Below are 22078 nucleotides of genomic sequence, written 5' to 3'. Positions count from 1 at the left end.
CGCGCGCCCGCCTACCGAGGTGTCTCCGCCCGCGCGATCCTGCGCAGCACGTCCGGCCGTACGATCACGAGCGCCCGTCGCCCGGTGCGGACCACGTCCCGCTCCCGCAGCCCCTTCAGGAGCCGCTGCACCGCCTCGCGGGAGGCGCCCACCGAGCCCGCGAGTTCCTGTTTGCTCAGCGGCACCGACAGCTCGACGCCCTCGTCGGTACGGCGCCCGTGGGTGCGGGCCAGGTCGAGCAGCAGGGTCGTGAACCGCTCCGCGACGGTCATGGACGCGAACTCCAGACGGCGCCGGTCCGCGGTGCGGGTGCGGTCGGAGACGAGGGCGAGCAGCGCGAAGGAGACGGCGGGGGAGCTCGCGAGGAACCTGGTGAAGCGCTCGCGCTGCACGGCCACGGCCCGCACCTGCTCCAGCGCGGTCACGGTGGCCGAGCGGGTCCGGCCGGTCAGCGCCGCCGACTCGCCGATGACGTCGCCCGGCCCGCGCAGCGCGAGCAGCGCCTCGTAGCCGTTGGCGGCCGACGCGGTGACCTTCGTCCAGCCGTGCACGAGGAAGAGCACGTAGGAGGAGGGCTCGTTCTGGCGGAGGAGCACCATCCGCGGACCGAACCCCAGCTCGTGGCCGAGCGACAGCAGCGCCGAGCGGTCCTCCGTCTCCAGCCGGGCCAGGAACGGCACCCGGTCGTCCAGGCCCCCGTCGTCCGGCGAGTGCGCCGCCGTCCATGCCGTCGCCATGCCCATCCCCCGATTCGTCGCCCGCAGCGGACGGATCAACGTACTGAAAGCACACGGCGGTGTGGCCGGGAAGGGCGCGATTCGGCCATGGATGTCCGAAGGACTTCGTTCAGTCCCCGAACGGGCGCGCCGTCCCGTAACGAGATGGCCCCCTTTGGCGCATGATGGAGGGACACGCGCTGTCCGGGGGAGGTCCCAGTGTCGTACCAGCCGTCGTACCCGTCATGGGAGCCGATGCAGCCCACGCAGCCGATGCGGCCCATGTACTTCATGGAGCCCTGGCAGCGGGGACAGGGGCTCCCGCAGCCGTGGCAGGGCGCGGGCAGCCCGTCGATGCTGGCGTCCCACGCCGACCGCGAGCGGGCCGTGGACGTGCTCAGGGCGGGATTCGGCGAGGGCCGCCTGGACGAACGCGAACTCGACCAGCGCATCGCACGCGCGTACCAGGCGCGTACGGTCGGGGAGCTGGCGCTGCTGGTGGCGGACCTGCCGCAGGGGCCGGTGCCGCTCACCTCGGCGGTGGCCCCCGCCGTGCCGTCCACGTTCCTGCCGGTGCCGTCGCGCACCAACGGCAAGGCCGTCGGCTCCCTGGTCTGCGGGGTGCTCACGCTGATGACGGCCGGTGTGACGGGCCTGCCGGCGGTGGTCCTGGGACATGCCGCCCGCGCGGAGATGCGCCGCACGGGGGAGGGCGGTGACGCTCTCGCGCTGACCGGGCTGGTCCTGGGCTGGCTGTCCGTCGCGGTCTGGGCGCTGGTCCTGACCGTGCTCGTCATCGCCGGCATCGCGGGGTCGGGATGACGCGGGGATTCCGCTGTTCGAAGATCACATTCCGTGGATTCGAAGATCGCCCGCGGGGCCCCGGCTTGACAAACCCCGCGAGGCGCGGCGGGCGGGGCCCATTTGTTTTGACCACAGCGAATGAGGTAGGTACGCTCAGACCTTGTGCCTGGGGTGTGCCCTGGCTTTCGTGCGTGCCTTCAAACCGCACCGGGAGCCGTTGACGGCCACCGTGATCTGCGCCTCTTTCTGCCTTGCGGTGGGAGTCTGCGGGATTCGACACGCCCGACCGCGTGGGTCGGCGACGTTCCAGGTTAGCTGTACCCATCGGCACACAGAAACCGGAGAAGTAGTGCCTACGATCCAGCAGCTGGTCCGGAAGGGCCGGCAGGACAAGGTCGAGAAGAACAAGACGCCCGCACTCGAGGGTTCGCCCCAGCGCCGTGGCGTCTGCACGCGTGTGTTCACGACCACCCCGAAGAAGCCGAACTCGGCCCTCCGCAAGGTCGCGCGTGTGCGTCTGACCAGCGGCATCGAGGTCACTGCTTACATTCCGGGTGAGGGACACAACCTGCAGGAGCACTCCATCGTGCTCGTGCGCGGCGGCCGTGTGAAGGACCTGCCGGGTGTTCGCTACAAGATCATCCGCGGTTCGCTCGACACCCAGGGTGTCAAGAACCGCAAGCAGGCCCGCAGCCGTTACGGCGCCAAGAAGGAGAAGTAAGAATGCCTCGTAAGGGCCCCGCCCCGAAGCGTCCGGTCATCATCGACCCGGTCTACGGCTCCCCTCTGGTGACCTCGCTGATCAACAAGGTGCTGCTGAACGGCAAGCGCTCCACCGCCGAGCGCATCGTCTACGGTGCCATGGAGGGTCTGCGTGAGAAGACGGGCAACGACCCGATCATCACGCTGAAGCGCGCGCTGGAGAACATCAAGCCGACCCTCGAGGTCAAGTCCCGCCGTGTCGGTGGCGCCACCTACCAGGTTCCGATCGAGGTCAAGCCCGGTCGTGCCAACACCCTGGCGCTGCGCTGGCTGGTCGGTTACTCCCGCGCCCGTCGCGAGAAGACCATGACCGAGCGTCTCCTCAACGAGCTCCTCGACGCCTCCAACGGCCTCGGTGCCGCGGTGAAGAAGCGCGAGGACACGCACAAGATGGCCGAGTCCAACAAGGCCTTCGCGCACTACCGCTGGTAGTCGCTACCCCATCGAGAACCGAGAGAAGACTGAAGCCTTATGGCTACCACTTCACTTGACCTGGCCCATGTCCGCAACATCGGGATCATGGCCCACATCGACGCGGGCAAGACGACCACCACCGAGCGGATCCTGTTCTACACCGGTGTGTCCTACAAGATCGGTGAGACCCACGAGGGTTCCGCCACGATGGACTGGATGGAGCAGGAGCAGGAGCGTGGCATCACGATCACCTCTGCTGCCACCACCTGTCACTGGCCGCTGGACGACGTCGACCACACCATCAACATCATCGACACGCCGGGTCACGTCGACTTCACCGTCGAGGTGGAGCGCTCCCTGCGTGTGCTCGACGGTGCCGTGACGGTGTTCGACGGCGTCGCCGGTGTCGAGCCCCAGTCCGAGACGGTGTGGCGTCAGGCGGACCGCTACGGCGTTCCCCGCATCTGCTTCGTGAACAAGCTGGACCGCACCGGTGCCGAGTTCCACCGCTGCGTCGACATGATCAAGGACCGCCTGGGTGCGGAGCCGCTGGTCATGCAGCTGCCGATCGGCGCCGAGGCCGACTTCAAGGGCGTTGTGGACCTGGTCCGCATGAAGGCGCTCGTGTGGTCCGCCGAGGCCGCCAAGGGCGAGATGTACGACGTCGTCGACATCCCGGCCACGCACACCGAGGCCGCCGAGGAGTGGCACGGCAAGCTGGTCGAGGCCGTCGCGGAGAACGACGAAGAGATCATGGAGCTGTACCTGGAGGGCAACGAGCCCACCCAGGAGCAGCTGCACGCCGCGATCCGTCGTATCACCATCGCGTCCGGCAAGACCTCCGAGACCACCATCACCCCGGTGTTCTGCGGTACCGCGTTCAAGAACAAGGGCGTTCAGCCCCTGCTCGACGCGGTCGTGCGCTACCTCCCCACGCCGCTCGACGTCGAGGCCATCGAGGGCCACGCCGTGGGCAACGCCGAGGAGATCATCAAGCGCAAGCCGTCCGAGGACGAGCCGCTGGCCGCGCTCGCGTTCAAGATCATGAGCGACCCGCACCTCGGCAAGCTCACCTTCGTCCGGGTCTACTCGGGCCGCCTGGAGTCCGGCACGCAGGTGCTGAACTCCGTCAAGGGCAAGAAGGAGCGCATCGGCAAGATCTACCGCATGCACGCCAACAAGCGTGAGGAGATCCCGTCGGTGGGTGCCGGTGACATCGTCGCCGTCATGGGTCTGAAGCAGACCACCACCGGTGAGACGCTGAGCGACGACAAGGCCCCGGTCATCCTGGAGTCCATGGACTTCCCGGCGCCGGTCATCCAGGTCGCCATCGAGCCCAAGTCGAAGGGCGACCAGGAGAAGCTGGGCGTCGCGATCCAGCGCCTGGCCGAGGAGGACCCGTCCTTCCAGGTCCACTCGGACGAGGAGACCGGCCAGACCATCATCGGCGGCATGGGCGAACTGCACCTCGAGGTGCTGGTCGACCGTATGCGCCGTGAGTTCAAGGTCGAGGCCAACGTCGGCAAGCCGCAGGTCGCGTACCGCGAGACGATCCGCAAGGCCGTCGAGCGGGTCGACTACACGCACAAGAAGCAGACTGGTGGTACCGGCCAGTTCGCCAAGGTGCAGATCGCGATCGAGCCGATCGAGGGCGGCGACGCCTCGTACGAGTTCGTGAACAAGGTCACCGGTGGCCGCGTTCCGAAGGAGTACATCCCCTCGGTCGACGCCGGCGCCCAGGAAGCGATGCAGTTCGGCATCCTGGCCGGCTACGAGATGACGGGCGTTCGCGTCACGCTTCTCGACGGTGGCTACCACGAGGTCGACTCCTCCGAGCTCGCGTTCAAGATCGCCGGTTCGCAGGCCTTCAAGGAGGCCGCGCGCAAGGCCAGCCCCGTGCTGCTCGAGCCGATGATGGCCGTCGAGGTCACCACGCCCGAGGACTACATGGGTGAGGTCATCGGCGACATCAACTCCCGCCGTGGCCAGATCCAGGCCATGGAGGAGCGGGCGGGTGCCCGTGTCGTGAAGGGCCTTGTGCCCCTCTCGGAGATGTTCGGCTACGTCGGCGACCTCCGCAGCAAGACGTCGGGTCGCGCGAGCTACTCGATGCAGTTCGACTCCTACGCCGAGGTTCCGCGGAACGTCGCCGAGGAGATCATCGCGAAGGCCAAGGGCGAGTAACTCAGCCGAGTTCCAGCCTTTAGGCTTGACTCCGGAGCCTCTCGGGGCATTCCACGGATTCGCGGCCATTCGCCGCACATCCGGAGGAATGCCCCGGAGATCCGGGCCATCCAGCAAAGATCACCTGGCGCCGATGAGTAAGGCGTACAGAACCACTCCACAGGAGGAACCCAGTGGCGAAGGCGAAGTTCGAGCGGACTAAGCCGCACGTCAACATCGGCACCATCGGTCACATCGACCACGGTAAGACGACCCTCACGGCCGCCATTACCAAGGTGCTGCACGACGCGTACCCGGAGCTGAACGAGGCCACCCCGTTCGACAACATCGACAAGGCGCCCGAAGAGCGCCAGCGTGGTATCACGATCTCCATCTCGCACGTCGAGTACCAGACCGAGGCGCGTCACTACGCCCACGTCGACTGCCCCGGTCACGCGGACTACATCAAGAACATGATCACCGGTGCCGCCCAGATGGACGGCGCGATCCTGGTGGTCGCCGCGACCGACGGCCCGATGCCGCAGACCAAGGAGCACGTGCTCCTGGCCCGCCAGGTCGGCGTGCCGTACATCGTCGTCGCCCTGAACAAGGCCGACATGGTGGACGACGAGGAGATCCTGGAGCTCGTCGAGCTCGAGGTCCGTGAGCTCCTCACCGAGTACGAGTTCCCGGGCGACGACGTCCCGGTCGTCAAGGTCTCCGCGCTCAAGGCCCTCGAGGGCGAGCAGCAGTGGGTGGACTCCGTCCTCTCCCTGATGAACGCCGTCGACGAGGCGATCCCGGAGCCCGAGCGCGACGTCGACAAGCCGTTCCTGATGCCGATCGAGGACGTCTTCACCATCACCGGTCGCGGTACGGTCGTCACCGGCCGCATCGAGCGTGGTGTCCTCAAGGTCAACGAGACCGTCGACATCATCGGCATCAAGCAGGAGAAGACCACCACCACGGTCACCGGCATCGAGATGTTCCGCAAGCTGCTCGACGAGGGCCAGGCCGGTGAGAACGTCGGTCTGCTGCTCCGCGGCATCAAGCGCGAGGACGTCGAGCGCGGCCAGGTCATCATCAAGCCGGGTTCGGTCACGCCGCACACCGACTTCGAGGCCCAGGCCTACATCCTCTCCAAGGACGAGGGTGGCCGCCACACGCCGTTCTTCAACAACTACCGTCCGCAGTTCTACTTCCGTACGACGGACGTGACCGGCGTGGTGACCCTCCCCGAGGGCACCGAGATGGTCATGCCGGGTGACAACACCGAGATGAAGGTGGAGCTCATCCAGCCCATCGCCATGGAAGAGGGCCTGAAGTTCGCCATCCGCGAGGGTGGCCGCACCGTGGGCGCCGGCCAGGTCACCAAGATCCTGAAGTAAGCTCCCCAGCTTGCCGAAGGGTCCTCCGGACCCGGTAGCTCCCCCGCGAGCACCACAAGAGCCCGTACGACTCCGGTCGTACGGGCTCTTTCGCGTTTCGGGCCCAGTGGGTTCGGTTTCCGGGTGTGTGAAGGGGCAGTTGGAGGCCTGATGTTGTTACGAAACTATTCGGCGTGTGGGACCCCTGGTTCACCGCAGGCACCTCCTCCAACATTTGTCATGCCACTGACCAAATTCAGGTGTGTGAGGGGTGTGCCATGTCTGCGCACGTCAGCCGGAGAGCCGTTCTGGGCGCGAGCCTCGCCGCGGTGCCGGTGCTGTCGTCGGGTGCTGTGGGTGGGGCGGGTTCCGCGTGGGCGGCCGGGAACGAGGGCGGCGGCCCGCGGGTGACGGATCCGGGCGCCTACGTCTCCTTCGCACCCCGGGAGCCGAAGCCGGGCTCGTTCTCCCTGGTGGGCGCCCCGATCGTGGTCAGCGCCGACGACCACACCGGAGTCGTCCGGGCCGCGGGGGACCTGCGCGACGACATCCAGCGGGTCACGGGCGTTCGGCCGGGGCAGACCATCGCCCGCAACGCCGTGCTGGTGGGGACGATCGGCCGCAGCCCGCTGATCGACGGCCTGGTGAAGTCGGGGAAGCTGGACGTCACCGGGGTGCGCGGCCGCTGGGAGACCTCGCTCCAGACGGTGGTCGACCACCCGATGCCCGGCGTCGACCGCGCGCTCGTCATCGCGGGCAGCGACCCGCGCGGCACGATCTTCGGGGCGTACGACGTCTCGTACGGCATCGGCGTCTCGCCCTGGTACTGGTGGGACGACGTGCCGCCGGTGCGCCGCGACCGGGTCTGGATCCTGCCCGGCCGGCACACACAGGGCACCCCGGTGGTGAAGTACCGCGGCGTCTTCATCAACGACGAGAACCCGGCCCTCGGCACCTGGGCCCCCGCCTACTTCGGTCCGGGCAAGGCCCCCGGCCGGCCCGGCGGCTTCAACGCCGACTTCTACGCCAAGGTCTTCGAACTCCTGCTCCGGCTGAAGGGCAACTACCTCTGGCCGGCGGTGTGGGGGCGCGCCTTCGCGGAGGACGACCCGGAGAACCACAAGCGGGCGTCGGAGTACGGGATCGTCATGGGCACCTCCCACGAGGCGCCCATGATGCGCGGCATCGAGGAGTGGAACCGCCACGCGGGCGCGGGCAAGGACCCCTACGGCGGCAACGGCGAGTGGTCGTACGTCCGCAACTCCGAGGCCATCAAGGCGTACTGGCGGGACGGCATCCGGCGCATGGTCGACGAGGGCTTCGAGGGCGTCGTCACCCTGGGCATGCGCGGCAACGGCGACACCGGCCTGCCCGACGGCGACGGCATCGAGCTGATGCAGGAGATCATCGCCGAGCAGCGCCGCATCATCGAGGAGATCACCGGCAGGTCGGCCGCCGAGACCCCGCAGGTGTGGACCCTCTACAAGGAGGTGCAGCGCTACTGGGACCGCGGCCTGCGCGCCCCGGACGACGTGACGGTCGTCCTCACCGACGACAACTGGGGCAACATCCGCAAGCACCCCGACCCCGCGGAGCGCGACCGCGCCGGCGGCCACGGCCTCTACTACCACTTCGACTACGTCGGCGCCGGCCGCAACTACAAGTGGGTCGACACGGCGAACCTCACCAACCTCTGGGACCAGCTCCACCAGGCGCACGCCTACGGCAACCACGGCCTGTGGGTCACCAACGTCGGCGACCTGAAGGGCAACGAACTGCCCACGGAGTTCTTCCTCAACTACGCCTGGAACCCGGACAGCTGGCCCCAGGAGCGGCTGAAGGAGTGGGAACGCCGCTACGCCGCCCAGAACTTCGGCGAGGCGGACTCCGGACCGATCGCGGAGGTCCTGGCCGCGTACGGCCGGCTCCAGGCCCGCCGCAAGCCCGAGTTGCTCAACCGCCGGATCACCCTCAAGGACGGCCAGGTCGTCTACGACGACCAGCAGACCCCGTACCACTTCGCCCACCGCGAGCTGGAACGGGTCACCGAGGAGTGGAAGGCCCTGGCCCGCAAGGCCGACCGCGTCGCCCGCAAGCTGCCCGCGCGGACCCGGGACGCCTGGTTCGAGCTGGTCGGCTACGAGGTGGAGGCGACCGCGAACCTCTACGACCTGCGGCAGGCCGAGTTCACGAACCTCCTCTACGCCCAGCAGGGCCGGGCGGCGACCAACGACCTCGCGGCGCAGGCGGAAGCGGGTCTGCAGCGGGACCTCGCCCTCGCCGACCGCTTCAACCACGAGGTGGCCGGCGGCAAGTGGAAGGGCTTCCAGACCCAGCCGCACATCGACTACGGGGACGTGGAGCGCTACGGCCCGAACGCGGGCTGGCAGCAGCCGGAGATCGACAACGTGGCGATCCCGGACGTCCTCTTCCCCGCGGTCCGGCGCATCGAGGTGCCGCGCGCCGCCGGACTGGGCGTCTCGGTGGACGGCGCGGAGGACACGGGGAGCTGGTGGCCGGGAGGGGCGGCGACCGCGGCGCGGCTGCCCTCCTTCAGCCCGTACCAGACCCGCCCGCAGCAGTACGTGGAACTCTTCAACCGCGGCCGCACGCCCTTCGAGTACCGGATCCAGTCCTCGGCCCCGTGGCTGCTGGTCGACCGCGACCGCGGCCGGGTGGAGCAGCAGGTGAGGGTGGAGGTCCGGGTGGACTGGCGCCGGGTGCCGAGCGGCCGGGCGGAGGCGAAGCTGACGATCTCGGGCGCGGGCACGACGGTGACGGTCGCCTGCACGGCGGAGAACACCTCGGCGCGGCTGGCGCAGGGCTTCGTCGAGGCGGGCGGCTACGTGGCGATCGACGCGGAGCACCACGACCGCGTGGTGGGGGAGTGGCGCCGCCTGGACGGCGTCGGCCGCACCACCTCGGGCATGACCCCCTGGCCGGTGACGGCCCCGCGCCGCACCCCGGGCGGCGCGAGCTCCCCGCGCCTGGAGTACGAGGTGACCCTCCTCTCCGCGGGCGAGGTGACGGTGTGGGCGGAGGTCTCCCCGAGGAACCCGGCCCTGCCGACCGGCGGACTGCGCTACGGGATCTCCTTCGACGACGCCGCGCCGCAGACGGTGGACATCAACGCGGCCACGGGCGCGGACGACGGCACGATGAACATGGCGTGGGCCCGCAACACCTCCGACAACGTGAACCGCACCGCGACCCGGCACACGATCGCCCGCGCCGGGGCGCACCGTCTGAAGTTCTGGACCGTCGACCCGACGATGGTCCTGCAACGCCTGCTGATCGACACGGGCGGCCTGCCGGAGACCTACCTCGGCCCACTGGAGAGCCGGCGGGTGTAGGGCGGCCCGCCGTCCCGCTCCCCCTCGGTCGGTGCCGGGCGACCGCCCGGCACCGACCGGTCGGTAAGCTCGCCGGGGCAACACGACGGTGGGGGCTGGGGTGGGGATGAGAGCGGAGCGGCGGCGGCAGGCGCGCAAGGAGCGCCGGGACCGGGTCGAGGAACTCGCCGGGGTGATGACGGCGCCCCGGGCGCCGCTGGTGTGGCGTGCCGGGTGGGGCGGGAGGGCGGCCGCCGCGGTCGTCTGCGCCGTGTTCGTCACGCTGGCCGAGCATCCGGCCGGTGCGGGCCTGACGCATCCGCAGCCGGGTGACCTGATCTTCGCGGTGTGGTCGTCGCTGTTCATGGGCTGGGTGTGCTGCGTGCTCGCGCTGTGGCGCGTCACCGCCGACCGGGACGGCGTGTACATTCGCCGGCTGTGGTCCACCCGGCTCCTGCCGTGGTCGACGATCACCCGTGTGGAGATGCGGCACGACGGACAGCTGGAGTTCTTCGGCCGTCATACGCCGGAGCCCCTGGCCGGGCTGTTCGCGCCGCCCTGGATGAGCCGTGTCGCTCGCTCCGACCGGGGCAGCCGGGCAGCCGACACGCTGAGTGCCATGGCCCTTCACGACGATCTGCGCCCCACGGCCGGGGTCGAGCGACGGCCGGCCGGTACGGGACTCGCCCCGTGGATCGTCCTGCTGGGCGTCGTCCTGTACCTCGCGGTCGAGTTCCTGCCTCCCGGGCCGCTGGCGTAGGCACCTCATGTGAACGTCGTACCAGCCGATTTTTCGGAATCTTTATCTCACATCGTGGACTGAAGGTGCCGGGTCACTGGCCAGTGCATCGATCCAGGGGTAACACTGAAGGGTCGGCCGTTTTTCCCGGATGCCCACTCCCGGGTCGGCCGAGTTCCTGCGCGCGGCAACGGCGCCGAGCGTTCATCACCGGCTGTGTGCCGGTAGTAGCCGTGCCAGAAGGGGACCCTGTGACGACCCGACCCGACACCAAGACCCAGCTCACCTCCCTGCTCGCCGAGATCGAGCGCCGCAATCCGGCCCAGCCCGAGTTCCACCAGGCGGCTCACGAGGTACTGGAGACACTGGCGCCGGTGCTCGCGACCCGGCCGGAGTACGCGGAGGCAGGGCTCGTGGAGCGGTTGTGCGAGCCGGAGCGGCAGATCATCTTCCGGGTGCCGTGGCAGGACGACCACGGTCACGTGCACGTCAACCGCGGTTTCCGGGTGGAGTTCAACAGCGCGCTCGGCCCGTACAAGGGCGGTCTGCGTTTTCACCCGTCCGTGAACCTCGGCGTCATCAAGTTCCTCGGCTTCGAGCAGATCTTCAAGAACGCGCTGACCGGGCTCGGCATCGGCGGCGGCAAGGGCGGCAGCGACTTCGACCCGCACGGCCGCAGCGACGCGGAGGTCATGCGGTTCTGCCAGTCGTTCATGACGGAGCTGCACCGGCACATCGGCGAGCACACCGACGTGCCGGCCGGTGACATCGGCGTCGGCACCCGCGAGATCGGCTACCTGTTCGGCCAGTACCGGCGGATCACCAACCGCTGGGAGGCCGGGGTGCTCACCGGCAAGGGCTCGAACTGGGGCGGATCCCTGATCCGGCCCGAGGCCACCGGGTACGGCAGCGTGCTCTTCGCGGAGGCGATGCTGCGCGAGCGCGGCGAGGAGCTGGAGGGCCAGTCGGCGGTCGTCTCCGGTTCCGGGAACGTCGCGATCTACACCATCGAGAAGCTGACCGCCCTCGGCGCGAACCCGCTGACCTGCTCGGACTCCAGCGGGTACGTGGTCGACGAGAAGGGCGTCGACGTGGAGCTGCTGAAGCAGGTCAAGGAGGTCGAGCGCGGGCGGATCAGCGAGTACGCCGAGCGCCGGGGTGCCTCCGCGCGGTTCGTGCCCGGCGGGCGCGTCTGGGACGTCCCGGGCGATGTGGCGCTGCCTTCGGCGACGGAGAACGAGCTGGACGAGAAGGACGCGGAGACGCTCGTCCGCAACGGGGTGAAGGCCGTGTCCGAGGGCGCGAACATGCCGACGACGCCCGAGGCCGTGCACCTGTTCCAGCAGGCCGGTGTGGCCTTCGGCCCCGGCAAGGCGGCGAACGCGGGCGGCGTCGCGGTCAGCGCCCTGGAGATGGCGCAGAACCACTCCCGTACGGCGTGGACGGCCACCCAGGTGGAGCGGGAGCTGGCCCTCATCATGAGCGACATCCACACCACCTGCCACGAGACCGCCGAGCGCTACGGCGCCCCCGGCGACTACGTGACCGGCGCCAACATCGCCGGCTTCGAGCGGGTGGCCGACGCGATGCTGGCCCAGGGCGTCATCTGACGGCCTTCCCCCCGCCCGCGATCGTCCGGTGTTCCGACGGCCGATCGCGGGCGGCGGTGTGAAACGCGGAGCCGCCGAGGCTCTGCCGGGGCCGTTTCATCCGGCCCCGCCGGTCAGCGGGCGGTCCCCGGGGTGTCCAGCAGCCGTTCGACGTCGAGTGCGCCGCCGGCCGCGGTGAACTCGCGGGCCACCTCGGCGCGCAGTCCGGGGTCGGCCAGGAAGTCCGCGGCGGTCCGGGCGAGGGCGGCGGCGCCGTCCAGCACCGTACGGTCGGCCTCGGCGCCCGCCGTGCGCGCGGCGAAGTCCGCCGTGTGCAGGGCCGTTCCGGCCGGTGCCACCGACAGCATCGGGTGGATGGCGGGGATCCGCACGCTGACGTTGCCGAGATCGGTGGACCCGGACACGGCGTCCGGCGCGGTGCTGCCGGGCAGGACGGTGCGGCCCCGCCCGGTGAGGTGCAGGGCGAAGTGGGTGGCCAGGGCCTCGTTGCTGCGCACCGGCATGCAGGGCGGGCAGTCGTCCCAGCGGACGGTGACCTCGGTCCCGGTCGTCGAGGCGGCGCCCTCGAAGACCCGCTGGGCCCGCTCGGACAGCTCCGCGAGCGCCTCGACGGTGCGGGCCCGCAGATAGAAGTGCGCGGCAGCCCGGTCGGGCACCACGTTGGGACGGGTCCCGCCGTCCGTGATCACACCGTGGATCCGGTCGGTGGGCGGGATGTGCTGCCGCAGCGCGGCGATCCCCTGGTACGCGGCGACCACCGCGTCCAGCGCGTTGACGCCCATGAACGGGGTGGCGGAGGCGTGCGCGGCGAGGCCGCGGTACTCCACGACGACCTCCCGCAGGCCCAGGTAGGGCGAGTCCGTCAGGTCGCCGCCGGCGTACGGATGGATCATGACCGCGGCGTCCACGCCGTCGAACGCCCCGGCGCGGGCCATGGTCTCCTTTCCGGTGCCGTTCTCCTCGGCGGGGGTGCCCAGCAGCACCGCCGTGCCGCCGAGCGCGGGCATCACCCGGGCCAGCGCCAGGAAGGCGCCGACGGCGGACGCGCAGATGACGTTGTGGCCGCAGGCGTGCCCGATGCCCGGCAGGGCGTCGTACTCCGCCAGCACCGCCACGGTGGGCCCCTGCCCGCTGCTCGCGGTGGCGCGCAGCGCGGTGGGCAGGCCGTACACCCCGGTCTCGGCCTCGATGCCGTGCGACCGCAGCAGTCCGGCGACGCGCGCCACCGCGCGGTGCTCCTCGAAGCCGGGCTCGGGGTCCTGGTGCAGGGCGTGGCTCAGGGCGAGCAGGGCCTCCCGGTCCTCGGCGACGGCGGCGTCGATCCGGGCGTGCAGTGTCTCGTCGGCGCCGGTGTGCGGGGATGTCCAGGCGGTGGCCCGTTCGGCCGCGCGGGCGGCCCTGCGGGCCAGTTCCTCCAGGTGCGCGCGGCCCGCGGTGCTCGCCGAGGGGGTGACGGCTGTCGCTGACATCAGGCCTCCATCAGGGTGGGGGTGGCGGTGGGCTCGGCGCCCTCGGACTCCTCGGGCGCCCGGTGCAGCAGGACGCAGGCCACGCTGACCACCGCCATGCCGAGGAAGAGCAGGGCCACCGGTGTCCAGTCGGTGCCGGAGGGACCGGCCAGCCACTGGGCGAGGGCCGGGGTGGTGCCGCCGCCCACCAGGCCGGCGAGCTGGTAGCCGAGGGACAGGCCGGTGTACCGGATCCGGGGCGCGAACCAGGTGGTGATCATGGTGCCGATCGTGGCGTAGGCGACGGTGCTGGCCAGCATGCCCAGACCCATGCCCGCCCACAGGCCCGGGATGGTGCCGAGGTCGGCGAGCCAGAACATCGGGAACGCCACCAGCAGGTGCGAGAGGAGTCCGATCAGGGTGACCCTGCGGACCCCGAACCGGTCCGCGAGCATCGCCGATATCGGCGTGAAGACGATCACCACGAGGGAGCAGAAGATCCCGGCGGTGGACACCTGCGTCTCGCTGAAGTGCAGGTGATCGAGGGCGTAGACGGACATGAAGGTGACGATGACGTAGTAGCCGCCGACGGTGACCAGGAAGGCGCCGGAGGCCAGGAGCCAGGGGCGCCACGCGGTGCGGATCACGCCGACCAGCGGGATCTGCCGGGCGGTCTCCTTCTCCTCGTCGGCGCGCTTCTGCGCCTCGTTGAACTCCGGGGACTCCTCCAGCTGGCTGCGGATCAGCAGCCCGGTGATCACCAGCAGGCTGGAGAGGAGGAAGGGGATCCGCCAGGTCCAGCTGATCAGCGCGTCATGGCCCGCGAGGGAGGCCAGGGCGAAGACGCCGGTGGCGAGGAAGAAGCCGACGCCGTCACCGATCTGCGGGAACGAGCCGTACAGGGCACGGCGTCTGGGCGGTGCGCTCTCGACCGCGTACAGCACGGCGCCGCCCCACTCGCCGCCGACCGCCAGCGACTGGAGGACGCGGACGACCAGCAGCAGCGCGGGGGCGAGGGCGCCGGCGGTGGCGTAGCCGGGGAGCAGGCCGATGAGGAAGGTGGAGACGCCCATCAGCAGCAGGGAGCCGATCAGTGCCTTCTTGCGGCCGTAGCGGTCGCCGATGTGGCCGAAGAGGACCGCGCCGAGCGGCCGTCCCAGGGAGCCGACGGCCAGGGTGGCGAACGAGCTGAGCACGGCCAGCGCGTGGTTCATCTCGGGGAAGAACAGCTTGGGGAAGACCAGGGCCGCCGCCGTGCTGTAGATGCCGAAGTCGTACCACTCGACGCTGGTGCCGATCAGGGTGGCGGTGGCGATCCGCAGCGGGCTGCGGCGCCTGCGGGGACTGTCGGTTCCGGGTGGTCTGCCAAGGGCTGTGCTCATGGACCGGCTCCTTTGTGAGAGGGGGCGGCCCGTCCGGCGTGTGGGGAGGGGGTACGAGCGACGCCCGGCGGGGTGGGAGGGTGCACCCGCCAATGGGTCCGTCCGAACCCATAGCCCGGGACGCTATTGTCGCCACCAGGGGGTGTCAATAGGGTCTGAGTCGATTCCATTTCTTTGAACGGGCATTTACCCGAGGACGGAGTTGGCGCGATGGCCAAGGAGACCCGGTCGGGGCGGCCGGTGCTCGCCGAGCAGACCCCGCGGCCCCCGTCCTGGGAGGTGGTCACCGACATCCTGCGCAAGCGCATCGCGCTCGGCGGCTTCGAACCCGGCAGCAGGCTGCCCACCGAACGCGACCTCGCCACCGCCCTCGGCGTGGGGCGCAACACCGTGCGCCAGGCCGTGCGGCAGCTGGTCGAAGAGGGTCTGGTGGTCACCACCCATGGACGCTCCGGTGGCACCAGAGTACGGCCCGCCTCGTCGTCCGCCGCGGTCCAGGAGCGGGCGGCCGTCGCCGCGGACTTCCGCGCGACCATCCGCGACTACATGGAGTACCGGCAGACCATCGAGCCGGCCGCGGCCTCGTTCGCCGCGCTGCGCGGTTCCACCGCCGACCGCCGCGCGCTGGTGCGGATGCTCGACGAGGAGGTCGCCGACCTGGGGGCCTACCACCGGGTCGACTCGCGCTTCCACCTGGCCATCGCCGCCGCCGGGGGCAACGAGGTGCTGTGCGAGGCGGTCGAGCGGGCCCGCACGGAGATGTTCGTCCGGGCCAACTCGCTGTGGCTGGACTCGGACTGGTCCGTGGTCTACCGGGGCGGCCAGGACCTGGCCCAGGTCTTCCGGGACGAGCACCGCGCCATCGCGCTGGCCGTCCTGGCCGGCGACGCCGAGGCGGCCGGGGCCCGGATGCGCGAGCACCTGGCCGACTCGTGCAACCAGTTCCTGGCCCTGCTGGACCACTACGAAGAGGGCGGGGACTGAGTCCTTGTTGACCCGGAGCGCGGTGCGGGCTTAGCTTCATTAATGGGTCCGATGGGACCCATTACTGTCGGCGTTCCCTCGGAGGCACCGTGCACAGCCATGACGAAGCGCTCACCAAGGTGGTCATCGACCACGTCCAGCACCGGCTGGCCCTCGACCCGGTGCCCCTGGGCAGGCTCGGCGACGCCTCGGAGCTGGCGACCGCCCTCAAGGAGGCCATCGGCAGCGGCCCCGCGGCCGCCGACGACGTGCTGCGCCTGTACGCGGAGCACATCGAGCCCACCGTGGTCTCCTGCGACAGCCCGCGCTTCCTCTCCTTCATCCCCGGAGCCCCCACCAAGGCCGCCGCCCTCTTCGACATGGTGCTGTCGGCCTCCTCCCTGCACGGCGTGTCCTGGCTGGAGGCCTCGGGCGCCATCGCCGCCGAGAACCAGGTGCTCCGGCTGCTCGCCGACCTGGCCGGCCTGCCCGCCCAGGCGGGCGGCTGCTTCGTGAGCGGCGGCTCGGCGGGCAACCTCTCCGGCCTCGTCGTCGCCCGCGACACCGCCCGCACCGCGACCGGTGAGCCGGTGGCCCGCCCGCGGATCGCGGTCAGCTCCCAGGCCCACTCCTCGATCGGCAACACGCTGCGCATCATCGGCGTGGAGGCCCTGGTCGTCCCGGTCGACGACCACCGCCTCACCGGAGAGGCCGTGCGCGCCGCCCTCGCCGCCGACCCGTCCCCCGAGGACGTCATCGCCGTGGTCGCCACGGCCGGCACCACCAACGCCGGCATCGTCGACGACCTCACCGGCATCGCCGAGGTCGCCCGGGAACACGGCCTCTGGTTCCACGTCGACGCGGCCTACGGCGGCGGCGCGCTCTTCTCCCCGGAGCTGCGCGGGAGGTTCGCCGGCATCGAGCACGCCGACTCCCTGGTCGTCGACCCGCACAAGTGGATGTACGCGCCCTTCGACTGCGGCGCCCTCCTCTACCGCGACCCCGCCCTGGCCCGCGCCGTGCACACCCAGGACGCCTCCTACCTGGACTGCATCCACACCGACGCCCCGCAGGAGTGGAACCCCAGCGACTACGCCTACCACCTCACGCGGCGCCCCAGAGGCCTGCCGCTGTGGTTCTCCCTGGCCGTCCACGGCACCGACGCCTACCGCGACGCCGTCGACGCGACCCGCCGCATCGCCCTGGAGTCGGCCGCCCTGATACGCGCCGCCGACGGCCTCGAACTGATCCGCGACCCCGAGCTCTCCGTCGTCCTGTTCCGCCGCACCGGCTGGACCCGGGACGACTACTACGCCTGGTCGAAGGAGCTGCTGGAACGCCAGATCGCCTTCGTGACGCCCACCGTCTGGGAGGGCGAGACGGTGGCCCGCTTCGCCTTCCTCCACCCCGGCGTCACCCTCGACGCGGTCCGCGAGATCCTCGCGACCATGACCGTCTCCGGCGCCTGACGGGGACAGCCGTCCCGTGCGGGGGAAGCGCCTCTGGTTTGACCTGCGTCACCCTCGGGGTAATATCCCCGGCTCGATTGGCCAGGCCGCCGTCCGCTGTGGCAGACTGTCCGAGTTGCTCGGTCGAGCGTTGATGCTGCGCGCCTCCCGCCGGGAGGACCGGAAGCGAGTCCCACGGTACTCGTCGCCCTAACTGCCTCACGGCAGCGCTGGGGCGGACGTACGGGAATCTTCCGGGAAGTGTGGGCGCGACGCCGGCCAGGCACCCGGTGGGCCTTCGCCCCCGGCTCGCGGAACCGGTGGGGACCGTGCGCAATCCCGATGGGATGTTCGAAACAAGGGGCATCCATGTCAGCGGGAGCGCGACACGCCCGACCGCGTGGGTCGGAGAAGGCCAAGGGAGCGCCGGGTTCCAGAGCGTAAGAAGAGACAGGACTACGAAGTAGCCATGGCGGGACAGAAGATCCGCATCCGGCTCAAGGCCTACGACCACGAGGTCATCGACTCTTCGGCGAAGAAGATCGTCGAGACGGTGACCCGTACTGGTGCGTCGGTCGCGGGCCCGGTGCCGCTGCCCACTGAGAAGAACGTGTACTGCGTCATCAAGTCGCCGCACAAGTACAAGGACTCGCGCGAGCACTTCGAGATGCGCACGCACAAGCGCCTGATCGACATCCTCGACCCGACCCCCAAGACCGTTGACTCTCTGATGCGACTCGACCTCCCGGCCGGTGTCGACATCGAGATCAAGCTCTGAGGCCGGTGATCTGAGAGATGGCAAAGCAGATCAAGGGCATCCTGGGCGAGAAGCTCGGCATGACGCAGGTGTGGGACGAGAACAACCGTGTCGTCCCGGTCACCGTCGTCAAGGCCGGCCCCAACGTCGTCACCCAGGTTCGTACGAACGACGTCGACGGCTACGAGTCGGTCCAGATCGCCTTCGGCGAGATCGACCCGCGCAAGGTGAACAAGCCCCTCAAGGGCCACTTCGCCAAGGCCGACGTCACCCCCCGTCGTCACCTCGTCGAGATCCGCACCGCGGACGCCGCCGAGTACACCCTCGGCCAGCAGATCACCGCTGAGGTGTTCGAGGCCGGCGTGAAGGTCGACGTCACCGGCAAGAGCAAGGGCAAGGGCTTCGCCGGTGTCATGAAGCGCCACAACTTCCGTGGCCTCGGCGCCGGACACGGCACCCAGCGCAAGCACCGCTCGCCCGGTTCCATCGGCGGCTGCGCCACCCCGGGCCGTGTGTTCAAGGGCCTCCGCATGGCGGGTCGCATGGGCAACGAGCGGGTCACCACCCAGAACCTGACCGTCCACGCCGTTGACGCGGAGAAGGGTCTGCTGCTCATCAAGGGCGCGGTTCCCGGTCCGAACGGCGGCCTCGTCCTGGTCCGCACCGCGGCCAAGGGGGCCTGAGGTAACCGATGAGCACTGTTGACATCCTTTCGCCTGCCGGCGAGAAGACCGGAAGCGTCGAGCTCCCCGCGGAGATCTTCGGCGTGGAGAAGATCAGCATCCCGCTGATCCACCAGGTCGTCGTCGCGCAGAACGCCGCTGCCCGCCAGGGCACGCACAAGACCAAGCGTCGCGGTGAAGTCCGTGGTGGCGGCAAGAAGCCGTACCGCCAGAAGGGCACCGGTCGCGCCCGTCAGGGTTCGACCCGCGCGCCGCAGTTCGCCGGTGGTGGCGTCGTCCACGGCCCGCAGCCGCGTGACTACTCCCAGCGGACCCCGAAGAAGATGAAGGCCGCGGCCCTGCGCCACGCCCTCACCGACCGGGCCCGCCACAGCCGCATCCACGTCGTCACCGGCGTGGTCGAGGGCGAGACCCCCTCCACGAAGTCCGCCAGGACGCTGTTCGGCAAGATCTCGGAGCGCAAGAACCTGCTCCTGGTCGTCGACCGCGCCGACGAGGCCGCGTGGCTGTCCGCCCGCAACCTGCCCCAGGTCCACATCCTGGAGCCGGGCCAGCTGAACACGTACGACGTTCTCGTCTCGGACGACGTGGTCTTCACCCAGGCCGCTTTCGAGTCCTTCGTCGCCGGCCCGAACAAGGCCAACGACAACGAAGGGAGCGAGGCCTGATGGCTACGCGTCACCCGAGCATCGCCTCGAAGGCGGCCAAGGCCGCCAAGGCCGCGCGTGTCGCCAAGGCGCGCCGCCACGCCGCCGAGGGCAAGAACACCGTCGAGACCCCGCTGAGCAAGTCGTACACGGACCCCCGTGACGTTCTGCTCAAGCCGGTCGTCTCGGAGAAGAGCTACGCGCTCCTCGACGAGAACAAGTACACGTTCATCGTCGACCCGAACGCCAACAAGACCCAGATCAAGCAGGCCGTGCAGGCGGTCTTCGAGGTCAAGGTCACCGGGGTCAACACGATCAACCGCCAGGGCAAGCGCAAGCGCACCAAGACCGGCTTCGGTCAGCGTTCCGCCACCAAGCGCGCGATCGTGACCCTCGCCGAGGGCGACCGTATCGACATCTTCGGCGGTCCGACCGCCTGACGGCGGTCCGGATCGTCCGATATCGGACGAGGACTGAGAAATGGGAATCCGCAAGTACAAGCCGACTACGCCGGGCCGTCGTGGCGCCAGCGTCGCCGACTTCGTCGAGGTCACGCGGTCCACGCCGGAGAAGTCGCTGGTCCGTCCCCTGCACAGCAAGGGCGGCCGTAACAATTCCGGTCGTGTGACCGTTCGCCACCAGGGTGGCGGACACAAGCGCGCCTACCGCGTGATCGACTTCCGTCGTCACGACAAGGACGGCGTGCCGGCGAAGGTCGCGCACATCGAGTACGACCCCAACCGCACCGCGCGCATCGCGCTGCTGCACTACGCCGACGGCGAGAAGCGCTACATCCTCGCCCCGCGCAACCTGCAGCAGGGCGACCGTGTGGAGAACGGCCCCGGGGCCGACATCAAGCCGGGCAACAACCTGGCCCTCCGCAACATCCCGGTCGGTACCACGATCCACGCGATCGAGCTCCGTCCCGGTGGCGGTGCCAAGTTCGCCCGTTCCGCCGGTGCCTCCGTGCAGCTGCTCGCGAAGGAGGGCTCGATGGCCCACCTCCGCATGCCCTCCGGTGAGATCCGCCTGGTCGACCAGCGCTGCCGCGCCACGGTCGGCGAGGTCGGCAACGCCGAGCAGAGCAACATCAACTGGGGCAAGGCCGGCCGCAAGCGGTGGCTGGGCGTCCGCCCGACCGTCCGTGGTGTGGTCATGAACCCGGTGGACCACCCGCACGGTGGTGGTGAGGGCCGGACCTCCGGTGGCCGCCACCCGGTGTCCCCGTGGGGCAAGAAGGAAGGCCGTACTCGTTCGCCCAAGAAGGCGTCGAACAAGTACATCGTCCGCCGCCGCAAGACGAACAAGAAGCGCTAAGGACGGGTTGAGATGCCGCGTAGCTTGAAGAAGGGGCCCTTCGTCGACGACCACCTGAGCAAGAAGGTGGACTCGCAGAACGAAGCCGGCACCAAGAACGTCATCAAGACCTGGTCCCGCCGCTCGATGATCGTCCCGGCCATGCTGGGCCACACGATCGCAGTGCACAACGGCAAGACCCACATTCCGGTGTTCGTCACCGAGTCGATGGTCGGCCACAAGCTCGGCGAGTTCTCGCCGACGCGCACCTTCCGGGGTCACGTCAAGGACGACCGGAAGTCGAAGCGCCGCTAGTCAGCGGGGTGAAAGACCATGACGAACGTGTCAAACACTGAAGGGACAACCATGGAAGCCAGGGCCCAGGCGCGGTACATCCGCGTCACGCCCATGAAGGCCCGCCGTGTGGTGGACCTCATCCGTGGCATGGACGCCACGGAGGCTCAGGCGGTCCTGCGTTTCGCCCCGCAGGCCGCGAGCGTGCCGGTCGGCAAGGTGCTGGACAGCGCCATCGCCAACGCCGCGCACAACTACGACCACACCGACGTCGACAGCCTCTACATCGCCGAGGCGTACGTCGACGAGGGTCCGACCCTGAAGCGGTTCCGTCCGCGTGCCCAGGGCCGTGCCTACCGGATCCGCAAGCGGACCAGCCACATCACCGTGGTCGTCAGCAGCAAGGAAGGAACCCGGTAATGGGCCAGAAGGTAAACCCGCATGGGTTCCGGCTCGGTGTCACGACCGACTTCAAGTCGCGTTGGTACGCCGACAAGCTGTACAAGGACTACGTCAAGGAAGACGTCGCCATCCGTCGGATGATGACGTCCGGCATGGAGCGCGCCGGCATCTCGAAGGTGGAGATCGAGCGCACCCGTGACCGTGTCCGCGTGGACATCCACACCGCGCGTCCGGGCATCGTCATCGGCCGCCGTGGCGCCGAGGCCGACCGCATCCGCGGCGACCTCGAGAAGCTCACGGGCAAGCAGGTCCAGCTGAACATCCTCGAGGTCAAGAACCCCGAGACGGACGCTCAGCTCGTGGCCCAGGCCGTTGCCGAGCAGCTCTCCTCCCGCGTCTCCTTCCGCCGTGCCATGCGCAAGAGCATGCAGTCGGCGATGAAGGCCGGCGCCAAGGGCATCAAGATCCAGTGCGGTGGCCGCCTCGGTGGCGCCGAGATGTCCCGCTCGGAGTTCTACCGCGAGGGCCGTGTGCCCCTGCACACGCTCCGCGCGAACGTGGACTACGGCTTCTTCGAGGCCAAGACGACCTTCGGCCGCATCGGCGTGAAGGTCTGGATCTACAAGGGCGACGTCAAGAACATCGCCGAGGTCCGCGCCGAGAACGCCGCCGCCCGTGCGGGCAACCGCCCGGCCCGTGGTGGCGCCGACCGCCCGGCCCGTGGTGGCCGTGGTGGCGAGCGGCGCGGTCGCAAGCCGCAGCAGCAGTCGGCTCCGGCCGCCGAGGCCCCCAAGGCCGACGCTCCGGCCGCTGCCGCTCCGGTTGAGAGCACCGGAACGGAGGCCTGACCG

21 protein-coding genes are annotated in these 22078 nt (G+C 69.8%); 18 read left to right on the top strand and 3 right to left on the bottom strand.

All coding sequences use genetic code 11. From position 1 onward, the window contains the following. Nucleotides 1–11 precede the first annotated feature (11 nt). Nucleotides 12–743 (bottom strand): cyclic nucleotide-binding domain-containing protein, encoded by a 732-nt coding sequence (locus tag ACIP4X_RS09770; protein ID WP_391456005.1) that lies wholly within the window; start codon nucleotides 741–743, stop codon nucleotides 12–14. Nucleotides 744–998: 255 nt separating this feature from the next. Between ACIP4X_RS09770 and ACIP4X_RS09765 the strand changes: the two genes are divergently transcribed. From ACIP4X_RS09765 to gdhA, 8 genes are all read left to right on the top strand, one after another. Then, the gene (locus tag ACIP4X_RS09765) at nucleotides 999–1538 is read left to right on the top strand and encodes a DUF1707 domain-containing protein (RefSeq protein WP_391456261.1); all 540 of its coding nucleotides are present in this window, start codon (nucleotides 999–1001) and stop codon (nucleotides 1536–1538) included. Nucleotides 1539–1869: 331 nt separating this feature from the next. After that, nucleotides 1870–2241, top strand: a complete 372-nt coding sequence (gene rpsL, locus ACIP4X_RS09760; RefSeq protein WP_003948652.1) for a 30S ribosomal protein S12 — start codon at nucleotides 1870–1872, stop codon at nucleotides 2239–2241. 2 nt (nucleotides 2242–2243) lie between these two features. Then, entirely contained in the window at nucleotides 2244–2714 is a 471-nt protein-coding gene (gene rpsG / locus ACIP4X_RS09755) for a 30S ribosomal protein S7 (RefSeq protein ID WP_003992340.1), read from the top strand. A gap of 39 nt (nucleotides 2715–2753) precedes the next feature. Continuing rightward, on the top strand, nucleotides 2754–4880 hold the full coding sequence (gene fusA / locus ACIP4X_RS09750; protein WP_358736320.1) for an elongation factor G: 2127 nt from the start codon (nucleotides 2754–2756) through the stop codon (nucleotides 4878–4880). Between the two features lie 173 nt (nucleotides 4881–5053). After that, nucleotides 5054–6247 carry an elongation factor Tu gene (gene tuf, locus ACIP4X_RS09745; protein ID WP_358736318.1) on the top strand — a complete coding sequence of 398 codons (1194 nt, stop codon included), beginning with the start codon at nucleotides 5054–5056 and terminating at the stop codon, nucleotides 6245–6247. Between the two features lie 257 nt (nucleotides 6248–6504). Then, complete coding sequence (locus ACIP4X_RS09740; RefSeq protein WP_391456008.1) at nucleotides 6505–9579, top strand: glycosyl hydrolase 115 family protein; 3075 nt, start codon at nucleotides 6505–6507, stop codon at nucleotides 9577–9579. Between the two features lie 106 nt (nucleotides 9580–9685). Then, the gene (locus ACIP4X_RS09735) at nucleotides 9686–10318 is read left to right on the top strand and encodes a PH domain-containing protein (protein ID WP_358734097.1); all 633 of its coding nucleotides are present in this window, start codon (nucleotides 9686–9688) and stop codon (nucleotides 10316–10318) included. A 230-nt stretch (nucleotides 10319–10548) separates the two neighbouring features. Further along, a complete protein-coding gene (gene gdhA, locus ACIP4X_RS09730; RefSeq protein WP_391456010.1) occupies nucleotides 10549–11907 on the top strand; it encodes an NADP-specific glutamate dehydrogenase in 1359 nt (452 codons plus the stop codon). A 113-nt stretch (nucleotides 11908–12020) separates the two neighbouring features. On the opposite strand, the gene ACIP4X_RS09725 is transcribed toward gdhA, so the two are convergent. Together ACIP4X_RS09725 and ACIP4X_RS09720 are read right to left on the bottom strand one after the other, a co-directional pair. After that, the gene (locus tag ACIP4X_RS09725) at nucleotides 12021–13376 is read right to left on the bottom strand and encodes a M20 family metallopeptidase (protein ID WP_358733861.1); all 1356 of its coding nucleotides are present in this window, start codon (nucleotides 13374–13376) and stop codon (nucleotides 12021–12023) included. Further along, nucleotides 13376–14737 carry an MFS transporter gene (locus ACIP4X_RS09720; RefSeq protein WP_358733862.1) on the bottom strand — a complete coding sequence of 454 codons (1362 nt, stop codon included), beginning with the start codon at nucleotides 14735–14737 and terminating at the stop codon, nucleotides 13376–13378. The genes ACIP4X_RS09725 and ACIP4X_RS09720 overlap by 1 nt, the downstream gene beginning before the upstream one ends. Before the next feature lie 210 nt (nucleotides 14738–14947). On the opposite strand from ACIP4X_RS09720, the gene ACIP4X_RS09715 reads away from it, so the two are divergent. The 10 genes from ACIP4X_RS09715 (at nucleotide 14948) to rpsC (ending at nucleotide 22075) form a co-directional block, all read left to right on the top strand. After that, nucleotides 14948–15721, top strand: coding sequence for a FadR/GntR family transcriptional regulator (locus tag ACIP4X_RS09715; RefSeq protein WP_401347603.1), 774 nt, complete (start codon nucleotides 14948–14950; stop codon nucleotides 15719–15721). 89 nt (nucleotides 15722–15810) lie between these two features. After that, nucleotides 15811–17169: an aminotransferase class I/II-fold pyridoxal phosphate-dependent enzyme gene (locus tag ACIP4X_RS09710; RefSeq protein ID WP_358733865.1), complete on the top strand. Its 1359-nt coding sequence runs from the start codon at nucleotides 15811–15813 to the stop codon at nucleotides 17167–17169. 448 nt (nucleotides 17170–17617) lie between these two features. Further along, nucleotides 17618–17926, top strand: a complete 309-nt coding sequence (gene rpsJ / locus ACIP4X_RS09705) for a 30S ribosomal protein S10 (protein ID WP_003948644.1) — start codon at nucleotides 17618–17620, stop codon at nucleotides 17924–17926. Between the two features lie 17 nt (nucleotides 17927–17943). Beyond that, on the top strand, nucleotides 17944–18588 hold the full coding sequence (gene rplC, locus ACIP4X_RS09700) for a 50S ribosomal protein L3 (protein WP_358733867.1): 645 nt from the start codon (nucleotides 17944–17946) through the stop codon (nucleotides 18586–18588). Nucleotides 18589–18596: 8 nt separating this feature from the next. Then, on the top strand, nucleotides 18597–19256 hold the full coding sequence (gene rplD, locus ACIP4X_RS09695; RefSeq protein ID WP_358733868.1) for a 50S ribosomal protein L4: 660 nt from the start codon (nucleotides 18597–18599) through the stop codon (nucleotides 19254–19256). Next, nucleotides 19256–19675, top strand: coding sequence for a 50S ribosomal protein L23 (gene rplW, locus ACIP4X_RS09690; protein ID WP_100569742.1), 420 nt, complete (start codon nucleotides 19256–19258; stop codon nucleotides 19673–19675). The genes rplD and rplW overlap by 1 nt, the downstream gene beginning before the upstream one ends. 40 nt (nucleotides 19676–19715) lie before the next feature. Beyond that, on the top strand, nucleotides 19716–20552 hold the full coding sequence (rplB, locus tag ACIP4X_RS09685; protein ID WP_358733870.1) for a 50S ribosomal protein L2: 837 nt from the start codon (nucleotides 19716–19718) through the stop codon (nucleotides 20550–20552). Nucleotides 20553–20564: 12 nt separating this feature from the next. Continuing rightward, a complete protein-coding gene (gene rpsS, locus ACIP4X_RS09680) occupies nucleotides 20565–20846 on the top strand; it encodes a 30S ribosomal protein S19 (RefSeq protein WP_358733872.1) in 282 nt (93 codons plus the stop codon). Nucleotides 20847–20897: 51 nt separating this feature from the next. Continuing rightward, the gene (rplV, locus tag ACIP4X_RS09675) at nucleotides 20898–21245 is read left to right on the top strand and encodes a 50S ribosomal protein L22 (RefSeq protein ID WP_030936396.1); all 348 of its coding nucleotides are present in this window, start codon (nucleotides 20898–20900) and stop codon (nucleotides 21243–21245) included. Next, nucleotides 21245–22075, top strand: a complete 831-nt coding sequence (gene rpsC / locus ACIP4X_RS09670) for a 30S ribosomal protein S3 (RefSeq protein WP_358733874.1) — start codon at nucleotides 21245–21247, stop codon at nucleotides 22073–22075. The genes rplV and rpsC overlap by 1 nt, the downstream gene beginning before the upstream one ends. Nucleotides 22076–22078: the final 3 nt, after the last annotated feature.

It is taken from the genome of Streptomyces sp. NPDC088817 (genome assembly GCF_044750345.1).
In the GTDB taxonomy this organism is placed as follows: Bacteria; Actinomycetota; Actinomycetes; order Streptomycetales; family Streptomycetaceae; genus Streptomyces.
Note: the sequence above shows the minus strand (reverse complement) of the source record. Positions and strands in the feature narration are given on the sequence as shown.